17 protein-coding genes and 1 riboswitch are annotated in these 15536 nt (G+C 59.5%); of the genes, 8 read left to right on the forward strand and 9 right to left on the reverse strand.

Features of this window, described 5'->3' with window-relative positions; translation table 11 throughout:
- The first annotated feature begins 141 nt into the window (after positions 1–141).
- The gene (locus tag R2B70_RS14090) at positions 142–864 is read left to right on the forward strand and encodes a 4'-phosphopantetheinyl transferase family protein (RefSeq protein WP_318161797.1); all 723 of its coding nucleotides are present in this window, start codon (positions 142–144) and stop codon (positions 862–864) included.
- Entirely contained in the window at positions 861–1709 is an 849-nt protein-coding gene (locus R2B70_RS14095) for a tetratricopeptide repeat protein (RefSeq protein ID WP_318161798.1), read from the forward strand. The genes R2B70_RS14090 and R2B70_RS14095 overlap by 4 nt, the downstream gene beginning before the upstream one ends.
- Before the next feature lie 133 nt (positions 1710–1842).
- Here R2B70_RS14095 and R2B70_RS14100 read toward each other — a convergent pair whose 3' ends face one another.
- Both R2B70_RS14100 and ribB read right to left on the reverse strand, forming a co-directional pair.
- Positions 1843–2085, reverse strand: a complete 243-nt coding sequence (locus R2B70_RS14100; RefSeq protein WP_010634682.1) for an Lpp/OprI family alanine-zipper lipoprotein — start codon at positions 2083–2085, stop codon at positions 1843–1845.
- A 225-nt stretch (positions 2086–2310) separates the two neighbouring features.
- The gene (ribB, locus tag R2B70_RS14105; protein ID WP_318161799.1) at positions 2311–2964 is read right to left on the reverse strand and encodes a 3,4-dihydroxy-2-butanone-4-phosphate synthase; all 654 of its coding nucleotides are present in this window, start codon (positions 2962–2964) and stop codon (positions 2311–2313) included.
- Between the two features lie 104 nt (positions 2965–3068).
- A riboswitch (FMN riboswitch) is annotated at positions 3069–3226 on the reverse strand.
- Positions 3227–3433: 207 nt separating this feature from the next.
- Here ribB and purU point away from each other — a divergent pair.
- Complete coding sequence (gene purU / locus R2B70_RS14110; RefSeq protein ID WP_042074361.1) at positions 3434–4270, forward strand: formyltetrahydrofolate deformylase; 837 nt, start codon at positions 3434–3436, stop codon at positions 4268–4270.
- Positions 4271–4330: 60 nt separating this feature from the next.
- On the opposite strand, the gene R2B70_RS14115 is transcribed toward purU, so the two are convergent.
- Both R2B70_RS14115 and cls read right to left on the reverse strand, forming a co-directional pair.
- Positions 4331–5599 carry a DUF945 family protein gene (locus R2B70_RS14115; RefSeq protein ID WP_209793838.1) on the reverse strand — a complete coding sequence of 423 codons (1269 nt, stop codon included), beginning with the start codon at positions 5597–5599 and terminating at the stop codon, positions 4331–4333.
- Positions 5600–5706: 107 nt separating this feature from the next.
- Positions 5707–7188: a cardiolipin synthase gene (gene cls / locus R2B70_RS14120; protein WP_219142536.1), complete on the reverse strand. Its 1482-nt coding sequence runs from the start codon at positions 7186–7188 to the stop codon at positions 5707–5709.
- A 96-nt stretch (positions 7189–7284) separates the two neighbouring features.
- Between cls and R2B70_RS14125 the strand changes: the two genes are divergently transcribed.
- The gene (locus R2B70_RS14125; RefSeq protein ID WP_042074357.1) at positions 7285–7827 is read left to right on the forward strand and encodes a DUF1439 domain-containing protein; all 543 of its coding nucleotides are present in this window, start codon (positions 7285–7287) and stop codon (positions 7825–7827) included.
- A 4-nt stretch (positions 7828–7831) separates the two neighbouring features.
- On the opposite strand, the gene R2B70_RS14130 is transcribed toward R2B70_RS14125, so the two are convergent.
- Positions 7832–8272: a GNAT family N-acetyltransferase gene (locus tag R2B70_RS14130; RefSeq protein ID WP_408852720.1), complete on the reverse strand. Its 441-nt coding sequence runs from the start codon at positions 8270–8272 to the stop codon at positions 7832–7834.
- Between the two features lie 335 nt (positions 8273–8607).
- Here R2B70_RS14130 and R2B70_RS14135 point away from each other — a divergent pair, with 335 nt between their 5' ends.
- Entirely contained in the window at positions 8608–9348 is a 741-nt protein-coding gene (locus tag R2B70_RS14135) for a lytic transglycosylase domain-containing protein (protein WP_318163361.1), read from the forward strand.
- Between the two features lie 507 nt (positions 9349–9855).
- Here the strand turns inward: R2B70_RS14135 and aqpZ are convergent.
- From aqpZ to R2B70_RS14155, 3 genes are all read right to left on the reverse strand, one after another.
- Entirely contained in the window at positions 9856–10542 is a 687-nt protein-coding gene (gene aqpZ / locus R2B70_RS14145) for an aquaporin Z (RefSeq protein WP_042074354.1), read from the reverse strand.
- Positions 10543–10849: 307 nt separating this feature from the next.
- Entirely contained in the window at positions 10850–11371 is a 522-nt protein-coding gene (ruvC, locus tag R2B70_RS14150; RefSeq protein ID WP_042074353.1) for a crossover junction endodeoxyribonuclease RuvC, read from the reverse strand.
- Positions 11372–11555: 184 nt separating this feature from the next.
- The gene (locus R2B70_RS14155) at positions 11556–12464 is read right to left on the reverse strand and encodes a Gfo/Idh/MocA family oxidoreductase (RefSeq protein ID WP_318161800.1); all 909 of its coding nucleotides are present in this window, start codon (positions 12462–12464) and stop codon (positions 11556–11558) included.
- 186 nt (positions 12465–12650) lie between these two features.
- Between R2B70_RS14155 and R2B70_RS14160 the strand changes: the two genes are divergently transcribed.
- Positions 12651–13154 carry a DinB family protein gene (locus tag R2B70_RS14160; RefSeq protein ID WP_318161801.1) on the forward strand — a complete coding sequence of 168 codons (504 nt, stop codon included), beginning with the start codon at positions 12651–12653 and terminating at the stop codon, positions 13152–13154.
- A gap of 102 nt (positions 13155–13256) precedes the next feature.
- On the opposite strand, the gene R2B70_RS14165 is transcribed toward R2B70_RS14160, so the two are convergent.
- The gene (locus tag R2B70_RS14165; RefSeq protein ID WP_318161802.1) at positions 13257–13484 is read right to left on the reverse strand and encodes a hypothetical protein; all 228 of its coding nucleotides are present in this window, start codon (positions 13482–13484) and stop codon (positions 13257–13259) included.
- Between the two features lie 388 nt (positions 13485–13872).
- On the opposite strand from R2B70_RS14165, the gene R2B70_RS14170 reads away from it, so the two are divergent.
- Complete coding sequence (locus R2B70_RS14170) at positions 13873–14469, forward strand: hypothetical protein (RefSeq protein ID WP_318161803.1); 597 nt, start codon at positions 13873–13875, stop codon at positions 14467–14469.
- On the forward strand, positions 14466–15500 hold the full coding sequence (locus R2B70_RS14175; RefSeq protein WP_318161804.1) for a DUF262 domain-containing protein: 1035 nt from the start codon (positions 14466–14468) through the stop codon (positions 15498–15500). Before R2B70_RS14170 ends, R2B70_RS14175 begins: the two co-directional genes overlap by 4 nt.
- The last annotated feature ends 36 nt before the right edge of the window (positions 15501–15536 follow it).

Genomic DNA, 15536 nt, shown 5'->3' on the forward strand with positions numbered 1-15536 from the left:
TCACATTTTTGCAAGGAAATGCTCTGTTTAGCGCAATTTATGTGATCATGACCAAACAATATACAATCTGGGAAGTACCGGTTTTGCCCTCGTCAAACCGACTGTTATCGCTACTTCGCCCCCATTTTTAAGTGAAATATTATGCTCTCTGCGGATCTCTATTTGTTAAATACGGCGTGTGTCGATGCAGGGCAGTGGCTCAGTCTGCCGTCCGAGCTCTCCCCACAGGAACAGGGCCACTGGCACGAGATCCGTCAGCCCGGCCGCCGGCGGGAATACCTGCTCGGCCGGGTGCTGCTGCGCCGTCTGCTGGCAGAGCGACTCCACTGCCCGCCCGATGCGCTGGCATTTTCCATCGGCGAGCATGGCAAGCCTGCACTGCGCAGCCACTCCTGGCAGTTCAACCTGAGTCACAGCGGGGAGTGGCTGGTGCTCGCCCTCTGTCGGGAGGGGCCCCTCGGCGTGGACATCGAGATGGGGTTGCGCCGCCGACCCGTACTGCCGCTGGCTGAGCGCTTCTATGCCCCGGGCGAACACAGGTGGCTGTGCAGCTTGCCGCCACAGGAGCAGGCGTCCGCCTTCTACCGGCTGTGGGCACGCAAGGAGGCGGTACTCAAGGCCCATGGCGCCGGCATTGCCGCCGGACTGGACAAGATCTGTTTCATCCCGGCGCAGGGATGGCGGCTGGAGAATCGCCTCGATGCCCGCAACTATGAAGTGAGCGACTGGCGGGTCGGCAACGGCTGGCTCAGCCTCGCCGCCCCGACCCGCCAGGTCAGCGCCCATCTGCTGGATGCGCGCTTGAAATCCACCCCGTTGGACCCCATGTTGATCCACACCATTTTCCGAGAGTCAGCCTCATGATCGTCGACATCACTCCCCAGAATTTTCACGCCGAACTGATCGATGCATCCCTGAAGAAGCCGGTCGTCATCTATTTCCACGCGCCGCAGATGCCGGAATGCCAGGGCATGACCCCCCTGGTGGAAGCCCTGGTCGGCCCGGCCAATCCCGGCGTCACCCTGGCCAAGGTCGACATGAACGATCCCCAACTGCAGCCGCTGGCCAGCCAGCTTGCCCTGCGTGCCTTGCCGGCACTGGTGCTGTTCCATCAGGGGCGCCCGGACGAACAGGCCATCCTCGAAGGTCCGCAGGATGAAGCCACCCTGCGCCAGTACTTCGCCGCCTTTGCCCCCAAGGAAGAAGAGCTGCTGCTCGAACAGGCAAAGCAGGCACTGGCCGCGGAGCAGGCCGATGTGGCGCACAGTCATCTGAGCAAGGCCCATCGCCTCGCCCCCGAGCGCCACGACATCAGCCTCTGGCTGGCACAGGCCGCGCTGGATCTGAACCTGCTGGATGAAGCCCAGTCCCTGCTCGCCGCCATCCCCATGGTGGCGCAGGACGATCACTATCAGACCCTGAGCTCCCGCCTCTCTCTCGCGCAGCAGGCCAGCGACAGTCCGGAGCTGCGCGCACTGGAGCTGCGTCACGCCGAACAGCCGGACGACGCTGCCATCGCCCAGGAGCTGGCGGTGCTCTACAGCCAGGTTGGCCGCCAGGAGGAGGCCCTGGCCTTGCTGTTCACTATCCTCAAGCGGGATCTGGCCTTTGGGGATGCCAAGAAGATCTACCTCGACGTGCTGGCCACCATGGGCGCACACCCGGCGGCACAGAATTACCGCCGCAAGCTCTACAGCCTGCTCTATTGATCGAATGGGAAATCAGGACGGGGAATGCCGATCAGTCGGCATTGCCTTGTTCAGGCGGAGTGAAACGCGGGGAATAACCAAATTTCAGGCAAAAAAAAATGGCGCATTGAAATGCGCCATTTTTTCGCATGGATTACTTCTTGTAGGAAGTAGCCATGTTGTCGATGCGCTGGTTAGCACGCATAGCTTCTTGCTTGGCTTCTGCAACATCAGCAGCGATCTTGGACTGATCAGCACGAACAGCGCTAACATCTTGAGCCAGTTGGTCAACTTTGTTAGACAGATTCTGAACGGAAGTTTCCAGTTCGCTGGTGTTTGCACAACCGCCCAGCAGAGCGGACAGACCAACAACACCTACCAACAACATTTTTTTCATTTTTAAAAGCTCCCTTTAACTCGCCAGACGTTTAGCAAGCGGCGTGATTATGGCACAAAAAAATCATAGTTTGGATAGGCCCCATCACAGATAAATGCGTTAAAACCCTCATTTTTTTTTAGTTGCACACTTTATGCGCAAACTTTAAGCAAAAATAAGTGTCCCTGGATGAGGTTCGTGCAAAGCGTAACCAAATTTTCGGCTTATTACAATTTCGTATGAGGCTCAGGCCGAACGCTCTGACAGCAATTGACGATATTGCACCAGATCCTCGATGGTCAGCACCGGCATCCGATGCTGACGACCGAAGGCCACCAGGTCGGGCAGTCTGGCCATGGAGCCATCCTCCTTGGTCAGCTCGCACAGCACCCCGTAGGGCTTGAGACCGGCGAGTTGCATCAGGTCGACCGTGGCTTCGGTGTGACCGCGCCGGGTCAGCACGCCCCCCGTGCGGGCGCGCAGCGGGAAGACGTGGCCAGGGCGATGCAGGTCGGATGGTCTGGCACCGTCTGCAATGGCCGCGCGGATAGTGGTGATGCGGTCGGCGGCGGACACCCCGGTGGTCACCCCCTGCGCCGCTTCTATGGTCACGGTGAAGGCGGTTTGGTAGTGGCTGGAGTTCGCCTCCACCATCATGGGCAGTTCGAGCTGGCGGACCCGCTCATCGGTCAGACAGAGGCAGACGATGCCGGAGCACTCGCGGATCATCATGGCCATCTGTTCGTTGGTCATGGATTCTGCGGCGAAGATGAGGTCCCCCTCATTTTCCCGATCTTCGTCGTCGGCCACCAGCACACCCTGGCCGGCACGCAGTACGGCCAGCGCGGCCTCGACGCGAGCAATGGGATCACCGAATTCACTGAGCAGAGACTGATTCATGGTAAGACTCCTAAAAAAGACAAGGACCAGAATCAGGGCATGGAAAGGCAGACAGAGGCAGGCATGCGGCGGCCAACCCACGGGGGGCTCGCCAGCATTATCTGTCTTATCCTCTTTCATCCGGACTATGACCGTCGGCTCCGGCATCTCACCGGATCTGCTGACCCCGAACCGGTCCAAGACCGGGTCGGGCGCTCGCGGGCTCCCCGAGTCACATCGGGATACCGCCGGTGGGGAATTTCACCCCGCCCTGAGAATAAGCGCAGACAGCCTAAAGAAAAAAGGCGCAGGATGCCAGCCCAAAACCCATCAAAGACCAAGGGGCACAGGCGGCGAACCGGCCCACCCACCTGCCACTCCGATTCACGGCGCGCTGTCCTTTCTGATTTTGTTTGTGGCATAGTGCCAGCAAAAACGTGCAGCCCGCGCAGACTCGGGCGCCAACAACACAAACGGAATCATGACAGAGATGGAAAAGAAAATACTGCTGACCGATTGCCCCGACGCCAAGGGGCTCATCGCCAAGATCACCAACATCTGCTACAAGCACCAGCTCAACATCAACAAGAACGACGAATTCGTGGACCACGAAAACGGCCGCTTCTTCATGCGTACCGAGCTGGAAGGACGCTTCAACGACGAGACCCTGCTGGCGGATCTCGACGACGCCCTGCCGGCGGGCGCCCAGCGCCGCCTGGTCAAGGCGGGCAAGAAGCGCATCGTCATCCTGGTGACCAAGGAGACCCACTGCCTGGGCGACATCCTGATGAAGAACTATGCCGGCGCCCTGGACATGGACATAGTGGCGGTGATCGGCAACTACGACACCCTCGCCGAGCTGACGGGCAAGTTCGACATCCCCTTCCACTGCGTGAGCCACGAGGATCTCAGCCGTACCGAGCACGAAGAGCAGGTGCGCACCCTCATCGACGGCTACCAGCCGGATTACGTGATCCTCGCCAAGTACATGCGGGTGCTCACCCCGAGCTTCGTGGCGGCCTATCCCCGCAAGATCCTCAACATCCACCACTCCTTCCTGCCCGCCTTCATCGGCGCCCGCCCCTATCGCCAGGCCTTCGATCGCGGGGTCAAGCTGATCGGCGCCACCGCCCACTTCGTCACCGACGATCTGGATGAGGGCCCCATCGTCGAGCAGGACGTGATCCACGTCGACCACACTTTCAGCGCCGACGACATGGCCAAGGCCGGCCGCGACGTGGAGAAGTCCGTGCTGAGCCGCGCCCTGGAGCTGGTACTGAACGAACGGGTGTTCGTCTACGGCAACAAGACGGTGGTGTTCAAGTAAGCCGCCGCCAGGCATCCAGCAAAAAGGCTCCCGAGGGAGCCTTTTTTCATTGCGCGGCACTCATGGCTGCAGCGGCAGACCGTTGACGGTGAGCTGCCCCTTGTCGAGCTTGAGCTCGGCCTGGAGCTGCGCCTGCTCCGCCTTCAGATACCCCAGGGCGGTGAACTGCGCCAGCATGGGGGCCAGCTGGGGAACCGCCTGACCCAGCTTGTCACCCAGGTGGGCATGGAGCAGCCCCGACAGGGCCTGCATCCCCTCCTCGCTACCCATCAGCTGTGCCAGGGTCGTTGACGCCAGCCTGGCCTCCCCTTGCAGGCTGACGGGTTCACCGTTGAGCCGGGCGCTGAAATCCGTCAGCTGCAGCGTAACGCCCCGCTGGAGCATCTTGTCCAGCGCCTCCTGGATGGCAGACTCATCCACCCGCTGACCGCTCACCTCCTGCAGTGTCTGATACCCCTCCAGATCCAGCCCGTTGAGCGCCAGGTCCAGGTTGCCTTCGGTCAGCGTCAGGCTGTCCTCCTCGCTCTCCAGATTGAGGGTTTCCACCTTCATCTGGTAACGGCTGGAGAGGGTCTGGGCGTCGTCCCCCGCCAGCTGGGTGGCCGTGGAGAGCCCCTGCAGGGAGATCCTGATGTTCCCCGGCTGCGTCAGGGTGAAGGCGGACAGGGTCGCATCGCTGCGGGGGGAGAGCCAGAGGCCGCTGATCTCGGCCATGTCGGCACTGCCCTTGAGATCGGCCAGGGCCAGATCCATCTTGCTCTGCGCATCGTGGACCGTCATGCCCAGCCACTGGACCGTCATGTGGCCGTTGCCGTCGAGATCCCCGCGATAGTCGCCGCTCAGGGGCAGGAAGTTGAACTCGTTCATCCCCTCTCTGACCTTGAAGTCACCGACCCAGAAACGGGAGCTGTTGCTCATGGTCCAGAGGCTGCTGGCCGACTCCGCTCCCAGCTGCCACTGCTGCATGCCAAGGGAGCTGAATATCGGCGCCAGGGTGCCCTGTGCAGTATCCAGCAGCAGGTGGCTCTTGATATAGAGCGGCAGCATGCGGCTGTTGAACGCGAACTGCATCTCGATGGGCTCGCTCCCCGCCAGCTGGGGGTCCAGGCTCGCCAGCGTCTCTGGCGGCACCACCACCTTGAGCATGCCGTCACGGGCGAACAGGTGCTCCGTGGTAGGGTGCCAGGTGATCTCGATCCCGCTCTCCTGCTGCGCCCTGGCGATCTGTTCGGCCAGGATCCGGTCGAACGTATTGCCCGTGTACCAGCAGGCGCCAAGCCCCCCGACCACCAATACGGCCCCAACGGCCAAGGCCACTTTTTTCTTCATCTGTTCTGTTTCTCCACATTATTCGATGGCGGGTGCATGGGCGCACTCTACGGGGAGGATGGGAGGCCACGCAAGCCGGATGAGGCCGCCGGGTCCACGCTCCATTGTCACAGCAGGGGGCTGAACAGGTAGAAGATGTTCTCAAGCAATTTTTTGTACCAGGGCCTCGCACGCCACCTGGTCAGGGACATGGGGGTCGCCTCCAGCATGTAGCCCTGCACCAGCTGGTTCATCTCGGCGACAAACACCGGGTTGTCGATGAGCAGGGTGACTTCGAAATTGAGCCAGAGGCTGCGTCTGTCCAGGTTGACCGTGCCCACCAGGGCGAAGTCATCGTCCACCAGCACGCTCTTGGTGTGCAGCAGACCGGCGTCGTAGCGGTAGATCTCGACTCCGGCCGCCAGCAGATCCTCCATGAAGGAGTTGCTGGCGTGGTTGGCCATCAGGGAGTCGTTGCGCGCCGGCAACACCAGTTGCACCAGTACGCCCCGGGCCGCCGCCGAGGAGAGCGCGGCCGCCAACGGGTCATCGGGCACGAAATAGGGGGTGGTCAGCACCAGATGGTGGCGGGCCTGATAGATGGCCAGCAGCAGGCTCTGCTGGATGCAGTCTCCCCCGACGAAGGGGCCTGAGGGGATGAGCTGGGCCCGGTAGTTGGTTTGCGGCCAGGCCTCGGGCTCGTGCTGCAGGCTGTCGAGCAGGCGCTCGCCGGTCTCCATCTCCCAGTCCCAGACGAAGGTGGACCACATCAGCGGCACCACGGGCCCCTGCACCCGGATCATGATGTCGACCCACTGGCCGACCCCGGCATCCTGCTTGAAGAAACGCGGATCCACCATGTTCATGGAGCCGGTGTAACCGACCCTGTCGTCGATCACCACCAGCTTGCGGTGCATGCGCAAGTCCTGGCGCTGGAAGGGGATGCGCCAGGCGCCGACCGGCAGCACCTCCACCACCTTGACGCCGGCCGCGCCCAGGGTGTTCGGCCAATGGGAGCGGAAGAAGGTCTTGCTGCCGACGGAATCGAGCAACACACGACAATCCACGCCGCGTGCCGCCACCTCCATCAGCGCCTCGCACACCGCGTCCACATCCCCGCCGGGATGCCAGATGTAGAACTCCAGGTAGCAGGATTGGGAGGAGCCCCGGATGTCGCGCACTATCTCCTGGATGATGGTGTCGGGCTTGTGCAGCAGCGTCATCCGGTTGCCGGAGAGCATGGGCATGGCCAGCCGGCCCTGGATCAGATCATGGAGCGGACGGGCCTTGCTCCCCACCTCGCAGCAGTGCTGCGGGAAGAGGCGAGCCAGCTGGCGGATCCAGATGGCGTAAGGGCGGTACATGGCCTGGGCGCGCTCCGCCCGCTTGCGGCCGAGCCGGATCTCGCCGAACAGCACATAGAAGCCGACCCCGGCGAAGGGGATGGCATAGATGAGGGCCAGCCAGGCCAGCGACACCCCGATGGGACGCCGCTTCATCACCACCCGCAGGGAGATCCCCGCCACGATCACGGTGTGAAACAGCAGCAACAACCAGCCGAGAAAGCGGGAAAACAGCAACTGAATGTCGTATTCCAGACCGTCGAGCAAGGCGACTCCTTGGTGTGTTGAACAAGTGGCATGGGCAGATCCCACAAGGCCGGAATGGTATGCTGTAGGACAAACCCATTCTATCAGGTCGTTAGCATGATCCTGCAATCTATGCTGCTGAGTCTGGCCATGCTAGGTCAAGGCTCATATGACATCAATGAGCAGCAGATAAATCAGTACCTGCAATCCCAGGTGCAAGTGGACAAACAGCTGGAACTGCCCGGCATCATCAAGGCCCATGTGAAGCTTGAGCAGAGCGATGTGCAGATCGGCCGCCAGAGCCCGGACACCGCCAGGGTGTTTGGCAAGGGCAAGCTGAAGATAGCGCTGCCGGACCAGACCGAGTACGACGCCCTGCTGAACATGACCTATGAGGCGAGGCCCCGCTACGACAAGGCCCAGAGCGCGCTCTTTCTCGACAACATGAAGCTCGTCGACTACAAGCTGGAGCCGGCGGCGGCCGAGCAGAAGTTCGGTTTCATGTTGCGCATGCTGCTGCAGAGCATGGAGAAGCGGCTGGAGACCCAGCCCGTCTACAGGCTCGACGACAAGGATCCCAATCAGGCCTGGCTCAAGGAGAATCTGCTGGGGCTGGAGCTGTCACCGGGCAAGATCCACCTGCTGACCAAGCCACAGTGACGCCTCAGTTGAAGACGGGAGCCCTCGCCTGACGCACCAGCAGCTCGATCTGGTAACCCTGTTCGCGCTGCTGGTGGTAGAGGGCATGAAGCGGCCCGTCGAGTTCGTGCAGGGGAAGGTGGTCGAAGCCGGCCTTGAGGTAGAAGGGCTTCTCGAAGGGCAGGGCATGGCAGATCACGGGCTTGTCCAGCAGACCGCGGCAGGCATGCTGCAACAGCCGGGAGCCCAGGCCCAGGGACTGGTAATGGGGCAGCAGCCGGAAACCGCACAGATGGTAGTACTCCTGCTCGTCGCGCAGACGCACCGCACCCACCAGCCAGTGGGCGTCGCGCACCACGAAGATCCGCTCGGCCAGGTCCGGCACATAGTGGGAAAAAGTCGTTTCGTAATAGTCCCTGATCAGGGAAAGATCCGCATCACAGTACTCTTCGAATCTGAGCTCCATCGCCCGCCTGCTTGTCATACCCATGTCGCTCTGGCCACCCCGCCCTCTCCTGACCCATCATCCGGCCCCACGAAGAGATCTGACCAGAGTGGAGCCACAGCAAGATAACACGGCTTTAACTTACAAAAAAGCCAATAGCCTGATGGAAAACACGACGCTGTGGGCACGATGCCGTGCCGGACATCGGCCATTCCCCTGCCCTTTGCAGCCATCCGGCCCCCCTCTTTCCTGAACTTTTCCTGCGACGCTCCGCCGGCGGACTTGTTCTGTCTCGCCCCGGATGCTTTACTCAACGTGGCTAACGAGGCTTAAGGAGCAAGCCGTTGAAAGCATGGATGTTGCTGGGCATGATCCCGCTGTTTTCCCACCTTGCCTGGGGCCAGATGCCGCCACCGGCCGAGGTGGTGATCCTGACGCCGGAGTCGATAGCCCCGGCTCCCAAGCCCCAGACAGTGGCCGCCGCCACGGCCCCCCTCTCCTCGCCGCCCCCCGGGTCCGCCACGCCCGCCAGCCGCCAGATCCAGGTCTACAAGTCGGTGCAGAAGAACGGGGTCATCCGCTACTCCGACATGATGCCGGAGCAGGGCCACTACGAGTTGCTGCTGTTCAACGACTGCTATGCCTGCGATCCCGCCTCCAAGGTCAACTGGCGCACCACAGACCTCTTCCTCTATGACTACGCCAGCACCATCAAGGCGGCAGCCAAGGCGTATCAGGTCGAGCCCGCCCTCATTCGGGCGCTGATCCACGCCGAATCCGCCTTCAACCCCCTGGCGGTCTCCCGCAAGGGGGCCATGGGGCTGACCCAGCTGATGCCGGCCACCGCCCGCGAGCTGGGGGTCGGCAACGCCCTGCTGGCGGAGCAGAACATCTTCGGCGGGGTGAAGTACCTGGCGGGGCTGCTCAAGCAGTACGACGGCAATGTCGCCCTGGCCACCGCGGCCTACAACGCAGGGGCCGGCGCGGTGCAAAAGCATGGCGGCATCCCGCCCTACGCCGAGACCCGCGCCTATGTGGAGCGAGTCAAACTGCTGCATCAGCGCTACAAGGAGATGCTGAGCGCCCGGGGCCTGTAAGCCCCTGGCAAGACACAAGCCCGGCGTCATCCCTTCCCATCCGTCATGCCGAGACCCGCGCCTATGTGGAGCGGGTCAAGCTGCTGCACCAGCGCTATCGGGATATGTTGCGTGCCCGGGGCCTGTAAGCCCCTGGCAAGACACAAGCCCGGCGTCATCCCCTCCCATCCGTCATGCCGAAACCCGCGCCTATGTGGAGCGGGTCAAACTGCTGCATCAGCGCTATCGGGATATGTTGCGTGCCCGGGGCCTGTAAGCCCCTGGCAAGACACAAGCCCGGCGTCATCCCTTCCCATCCGTCATACCGAGACCCGCGCCTATGTGGAGCGGGTCAAGCTGCTGCACCAGCGCTACAAGGAGATGCTGAGCGCCCGCGGTCTGTAACCCCTTCCCTCTTTACAGCCGGCTGAACAATACTGCGGGCCCTTGGTGGCCCGTTTTCGTGCCCGCCAGAAACAAAAAACACGCCCGGGGGCGTGTCGATACCACACGTTGTTTAGCAACACATCACTCTTTCGTGGCGATCACACGATAGGCCAATGCACCCAGAATGGCACCGACGATGGGGGCAACCCAGAACAGCCAGAGCTGGCCGATGGCCCAGTCACCCACGAACAGCGCCACACCCGTGCTGCGCGCCGGGTTGACCGAGGTGTTGGTCACCGGAATGCTGATGAGGTGAATGAGGGTCAGGCACAGGCCGATGGCGATGGGCGCGAACCCGGCCGGGGCACGGCTGTCGGTGGCGCCCATGATGACGAACAGGAAGAAGCCGGTCATCACCACTTCACACACCAGGGCCGCCAGCAGGCTGTAGCCGCCGGGGGAGTGCTCGCCATAACCGTTGGAGGCAAAACCGGCGCTCACATCAAAACCCGCTTGCCCGCTGGCAATGACATAGAGCACGCCACCCGCCGCGATCCCGCCAAGCACCTGAGCCACTATGTAGGGCAGCACGTTGGAAGCCGGGAAACGACCACCGGCCCAGAGCCCGACGGTCACGGCCGGGTTCAGGTGGCAGCCGGAGATATGACCGATGGCATAGGCCATGGTCAGCACGGTCAGGCCGAACGCCAGGGCCACGCCCAGCAGACCTATCCCCACGTTCGGAAACGCGGCGGCCAGCACGGCGCTGCCGCAGCCCCCCAGCACCAGCCAGAAGGTCCCCATAAATTCAGCAGCAAAAGGTTTCACTCTTGTCTCTCCCCATGATGACTAATACAGGAGCCAGAAAAGGCTCATACGAACACTGTTATTAAACAGGCGCCATATTATGGGAGTGTGGCGGCACAAGGCGAAGCCGGCCCGCACCGGGGGAAATGTGTGATCTTAATCACAAGTTGTTGATTAGGTAGAAAGAACCAGTCCCGCCCCATGGGGCTTTCTCATGGGAGTCCCCTGAGGAGGTGCGACAAATCGTGACTCAATCAGCGCTTTTGCCAACAGGCTCCGGCATCTGGCTCACCCTTCTCTCGCACTCTGCCAAGGCGGAGCACCGGGCTCAGCGATAACGTCCGCGCACCGAGCCGCTGGCCTGGCCCGCCATCCGGATCAGGCTCTGGCGGGTATGGAAGTGGCAGAGCGCCACCCCGAGGGCGTCCGCCGCATCCGCCTGGGGGGTGGCCGAGAGCTTGAGCAGGTGCATCACCATGTGCTGCACCTGCTCCTTGCCCGCGCCGCCGGTGCCCACCACCGCCTGCTTGATCTGGGTCGCCGAGTACTCGCTCACCGGCAAGCTGGCATTGACCGCCGCGACTATGGCGCTGCCACGGGCCTGGCCGAGTTTCAGGGCCGAATCCGCGTTGCGGGCCATAAAGACCCGCTCGATGGCAAACTCGTCCGGCTTGAACTGGGTGATGATCTCGCTCACCCCGTCGTAAACCTGCTTGAGGCGGGACGGCAGTTCGCCCAGATCGGTACGAATGCAGCCCGACCCCAGGTACTGCGCCTTGCCGGAGACGATGCGGATGACGCCGTAACCGGTGATCCGGGAGCCGGGGTCGATCCCCAAGATAATGCTCATGAGACTCTGCTGTGTTGAAGGCTGTTCATGGCGGCCAAGATAGCAAACTCGCCCCCGCTTGGCTCGCGCGGCAGCGCCCAGGTCGCCTGACTGCGCAGGGATGCGCCATCTCATACAGTGGTCCGGCGATTTTTTCGCCCGCCGCTCCGCCCCTGACCCGAACAAACCGGCGCGGCGATCAGCCTCACTCCCCCGCCAGGGCTACCAGTTGCTCTGCCAGCCGGTGGCCGTGCAGATAGCTCTCAATCAACGCCCCGTCGGCCCGACCCAGCTCAACCTGCCCATACCAGTGATCGAGCATCGCCACGAAACCCCGGCTCGCCAGCACCGGCTGCCAGTCGTCCGGTACCAGGGTCTGCACGGCCTTGTCCCGCGCGCACGTGCCCCGGGTGCAGTTTTCGATATGCAGGGAGAGGTTGTCGCCATAGGCGTCGATGCGCTCCTCCGTGATGCCGGCGCTGCGGTTCATGCTGCCGCTCACCGCCACCTGCCCGCTCTGCCAGGCCACGCTCGCGCTCACCAGCATGTCCGGATCCTGCGCACTGCGCCGCAGCACGGCATGAAGATCCCCGTCCGGCACGCCGCCGTAGCAGCAGAGGCTGTCGAGCACATGGATAAAGTCGTCGAACAGAAACTGGCGTGGCGCCCCAGGCAGATAGTGTCTGTGCTTCTGCCAGTGAAGCTCGGTGAGCGGCTGGGCACGGGCGGCGCCCATGGCGGGCAGATAGCGGCGGTTGAAGCCCACAAACAGCGGGCAATCCTGCGCCATGGCCAGATTGGCGAGCGCCTCCGCCTCGGCGTAATCAAAGCACAGCGGCTTGTCGACAAAGGTGGGGATGCCGGCGCGCAAGCACTGGGCAGCCAGCTCAAGGTGCACCGCGGTGGCGGCGTGGATCATCACCGCATCCGGGCGGCTAGCCAGCAACGCCTCCACCTCGGTAAAGCACTCGGATATCCGGTACTGGCGGGCCAGCTTAGCCAATACCGCTGGATTGCGGGTACAGAGCAGCGGGGTGACTCGCTCGTCGCTCGCGAGCAGCGGCAGATAGGCCTTCTGGGCGATATCGCCAAGACCTACGAGGGCAATACGCATGGGGACTCCTTGTGGCGGCGGGTTATGGGCGCCGTTTTATCCGGCAACGGCTGACAGGGTAGCATCCCCGCCGACCCGGACACAGCCGATGGCTGGCCCAACTGCTCCCCTCTGCCGGGGAGTGTCATTTTTGGCTCCATCTGGCTAAGATGCCCACTTTTGGACATAGAAGCGCCAAGGAGTGCCATGCCAAGCTCAACCCTGCTCTCGCTGTTTCGCTACAAGGCCTGGGCCGATGGCGAACTGCTGGATGCCCTCGCCACCCTGGATGCCGCGCAATATGGCGAGGCTCACCACACGGCCCTGCGCATCTTCAACCATATCCATGTGGTCGATGCCATCTTCAAGGGCAATCTGCTGGGGGAACCCCACGGCTTCAGTGCCACCAATACCCCGGAGACACCGACCCTGGCGGCGCTGCGCAGTGCCATCGGCAAGCTGGATGCCTGGTATCTGGATTACGTTGCCAGCCTGAGCCAGGCAGATGGCGAGGCCGTGCTCTCGTTCAACTTCGTGGATGGCGACAAGGGGCAGATGAACCGCGCCGAGATGCTGCTGCATCTGGTGACCCACGGCGGTTATCACAGGGGGGCCATAGGGCGGATTCTGGTGCAGTGCGGCATCACGCCGCCACGGGATACCCTGACCGCCTTCCTGCATCGCAGCGAACCCGGGCGACGGGGCGGCTGATCCCAAAATGAGCGCGGGCGGCGGATGTCGCCCTTCTTGTGTGACCTGCATAGATAGCCGTCCGCCCCATGGTGTTTTAGGGCCTGCCACTTCCCGCTCTCGCTACTCTGCCGATTTGGCCTGCTCTTTGGCATCCAGCCACTTGCCCACTCTGCCCCCCAGCTCGGAGCTCACCATGGCGCTGACCACAGCCCAGAGCAACTGGTTGAAATCAAAGTTCGCCTGCTTCTCAAACAGCAGGGGCACCATAAGGTTGAAGCCGATGATCCCCAGCACCAGCCCGAGCCCGCTTCCTATCTTTTCTCTTCTGGATCTGCTCTTTACTGCCATCTCACTGCTCCTGTGCAGGTCTCTTTGTCGGTGCTTGTGCGGGGAATGCCGTGCCGCCTCCGCGCAAAATTAATCGGCCGCCAAGATAGCAAAACCGCCCCCGCCTGACTGCCTTTATCGGTTGTGTTTGAGCGCTTTGATGACGGGGTTCAAAAAACCGCAACGTTCTGCTGGTGATATCGCTGCCGATGCTCGCACAGGCGGCCTCGTTTGGCTTACAGTGGCTATCTGGAACCTGTTGAACTGCGATGGGTTGCTGCCAACGCGGGTCAAGGGAGCATATTGGAAGCTGTAATCCACGGGCGGTAGCGTGAGATTCTGTGGCATTATGCCTTGATCCACAAATGGGTTTCCTATATTTTCATGGTTACATTTAATAGAGTAAATTATGGACTTAAATACTCTAAAACGCTGTCTTGTCGAGCTAGAACCAGATGATTTTGTCAATGAACACATAGTTAATGCAGCCTCACTCCATGTTACTGAAGAACAAATAGAGTTCATCAGGGTTCGTATTAGTGAGGCTGTTGGAATAGATATCGCACCATCAGAAATTGTCATTGTGGGTTCTGCAAAATTAGGCTTTGGACTTTTTAACAAAAAGAAACGTGATCAAGCTCCTTTACCTGCATTTCGTCCATTTGGTCCAGAGTCAGATATAGATGTTGCAGTTTGTTCACCACAATTATTTGATACAGTGTGGAATGAGCTATCTGATTATGCGTTAGCAAAACCTTGGATGCCACACAAGATGAACAAAACTGGAGACTATCTTGTGTATGGTTGGCTACGTCCAGATCAAATTCCCTTTGAAGCTAGACTAAGAACACTTGATTCGTTTAAAGATCGCTTAATGCAGCTATCTAGAACACCTCAGTTAATGAGAAGGAAGATTAGCGGAGCTATCTATCGTGATCTTACCTTCCTCAAAAAATACCAAGTTAGAGGCATATCTCACTGCCGAAAGGAGTTAATTATTCCATGAAAACAGCAGCAAGCAATAAAAAGGTTCGTGAGCTTATTCAGTTGGTTAGGGAAGGAAAACTAATTCCTAGACCAGAATTTCAAAGAAGGCTTGTTTGGTCTAGAGAAGATAAAGATCATTTTATAGACAGCATCTTACGTGGTTACCCTTTTCCTGAGATTTACTTTGCCGATGGTGATGTAGATTTAGAAACAGGGCAAGGATCTCAATTGCTAGTTGATGGCTTACAAAGAGTAAGTACAATCATACAATACTTTGATGCAGACCCAGACTTAAGATTATTAACCGTCCCTGCATACCGAGATTTAACTGAAGACCAAAAACGTAGCTATCTTCAATATGATGTTGCTGTTCGTGACTTAGGTGCTCTTACAAGAGAAGAAGTTATAGAGGTATTCAAGAGGCTAAATGCAACAAAATATTCATTACTGGATATTGAGGTCAATAATGCTCTTTATGCTGGAGCTCTAAAGTCTTTTTGCGAAACCGTTGCAGAATATGAGTTCTTCGAAAGGCACTCTACTTTTAGAGCTAGTGACTATAAAAGAATGGGCGATCTTCGTTATGCACTCACAATCGTTGGTACAATGATTCAAGGCTATTTTAATAGGGATGATATATTTGAGGAGCTATTGAGCAGGTATAATGATGACTTTAACGGCAAAGATGAAATAAAAGGTCGTCTTGAGAGAACTCTTGCATATGTTGACGAGTGTGGATTTAATCCTAAATCAAGAGTTTGGAAAAAAGGTGACCTATTTACCTTAATAATAGAGCTAGACCAGTTGATAAATATTGAGCAGAGAACTTTATCCCCTGCTGATACTGTAGGCAGGTTAGAATATTTTTATGATCAAGTAGACCAGATAGGATTAGATGGTGATACTCTTCACTCTGTATACTATAAGGCAGCATTACAAGCTTCAAATGATAGAATAAATAGGATTAGACGAGGAAAAATCATTCACAATATGATTATAGGAGTTGGTGAAGAAATAATATTAGCTGAATTAAGAGATGCAGGCCTGTGAGCTTTATTTGACTCTATATCTTCTTCTGACTTCTAC

The sequence above is a fragment of the Aeromonas sp. XH genome (assembly GCF_033348475.1).
Taxonomy (GTDB): domain Bacteria; phylum Pseudomonadota; class Gammaproteobacteria; order Enterobacterales; family Aeromonadaceae; genus Aeromonas; species Aeromonas sanarellii.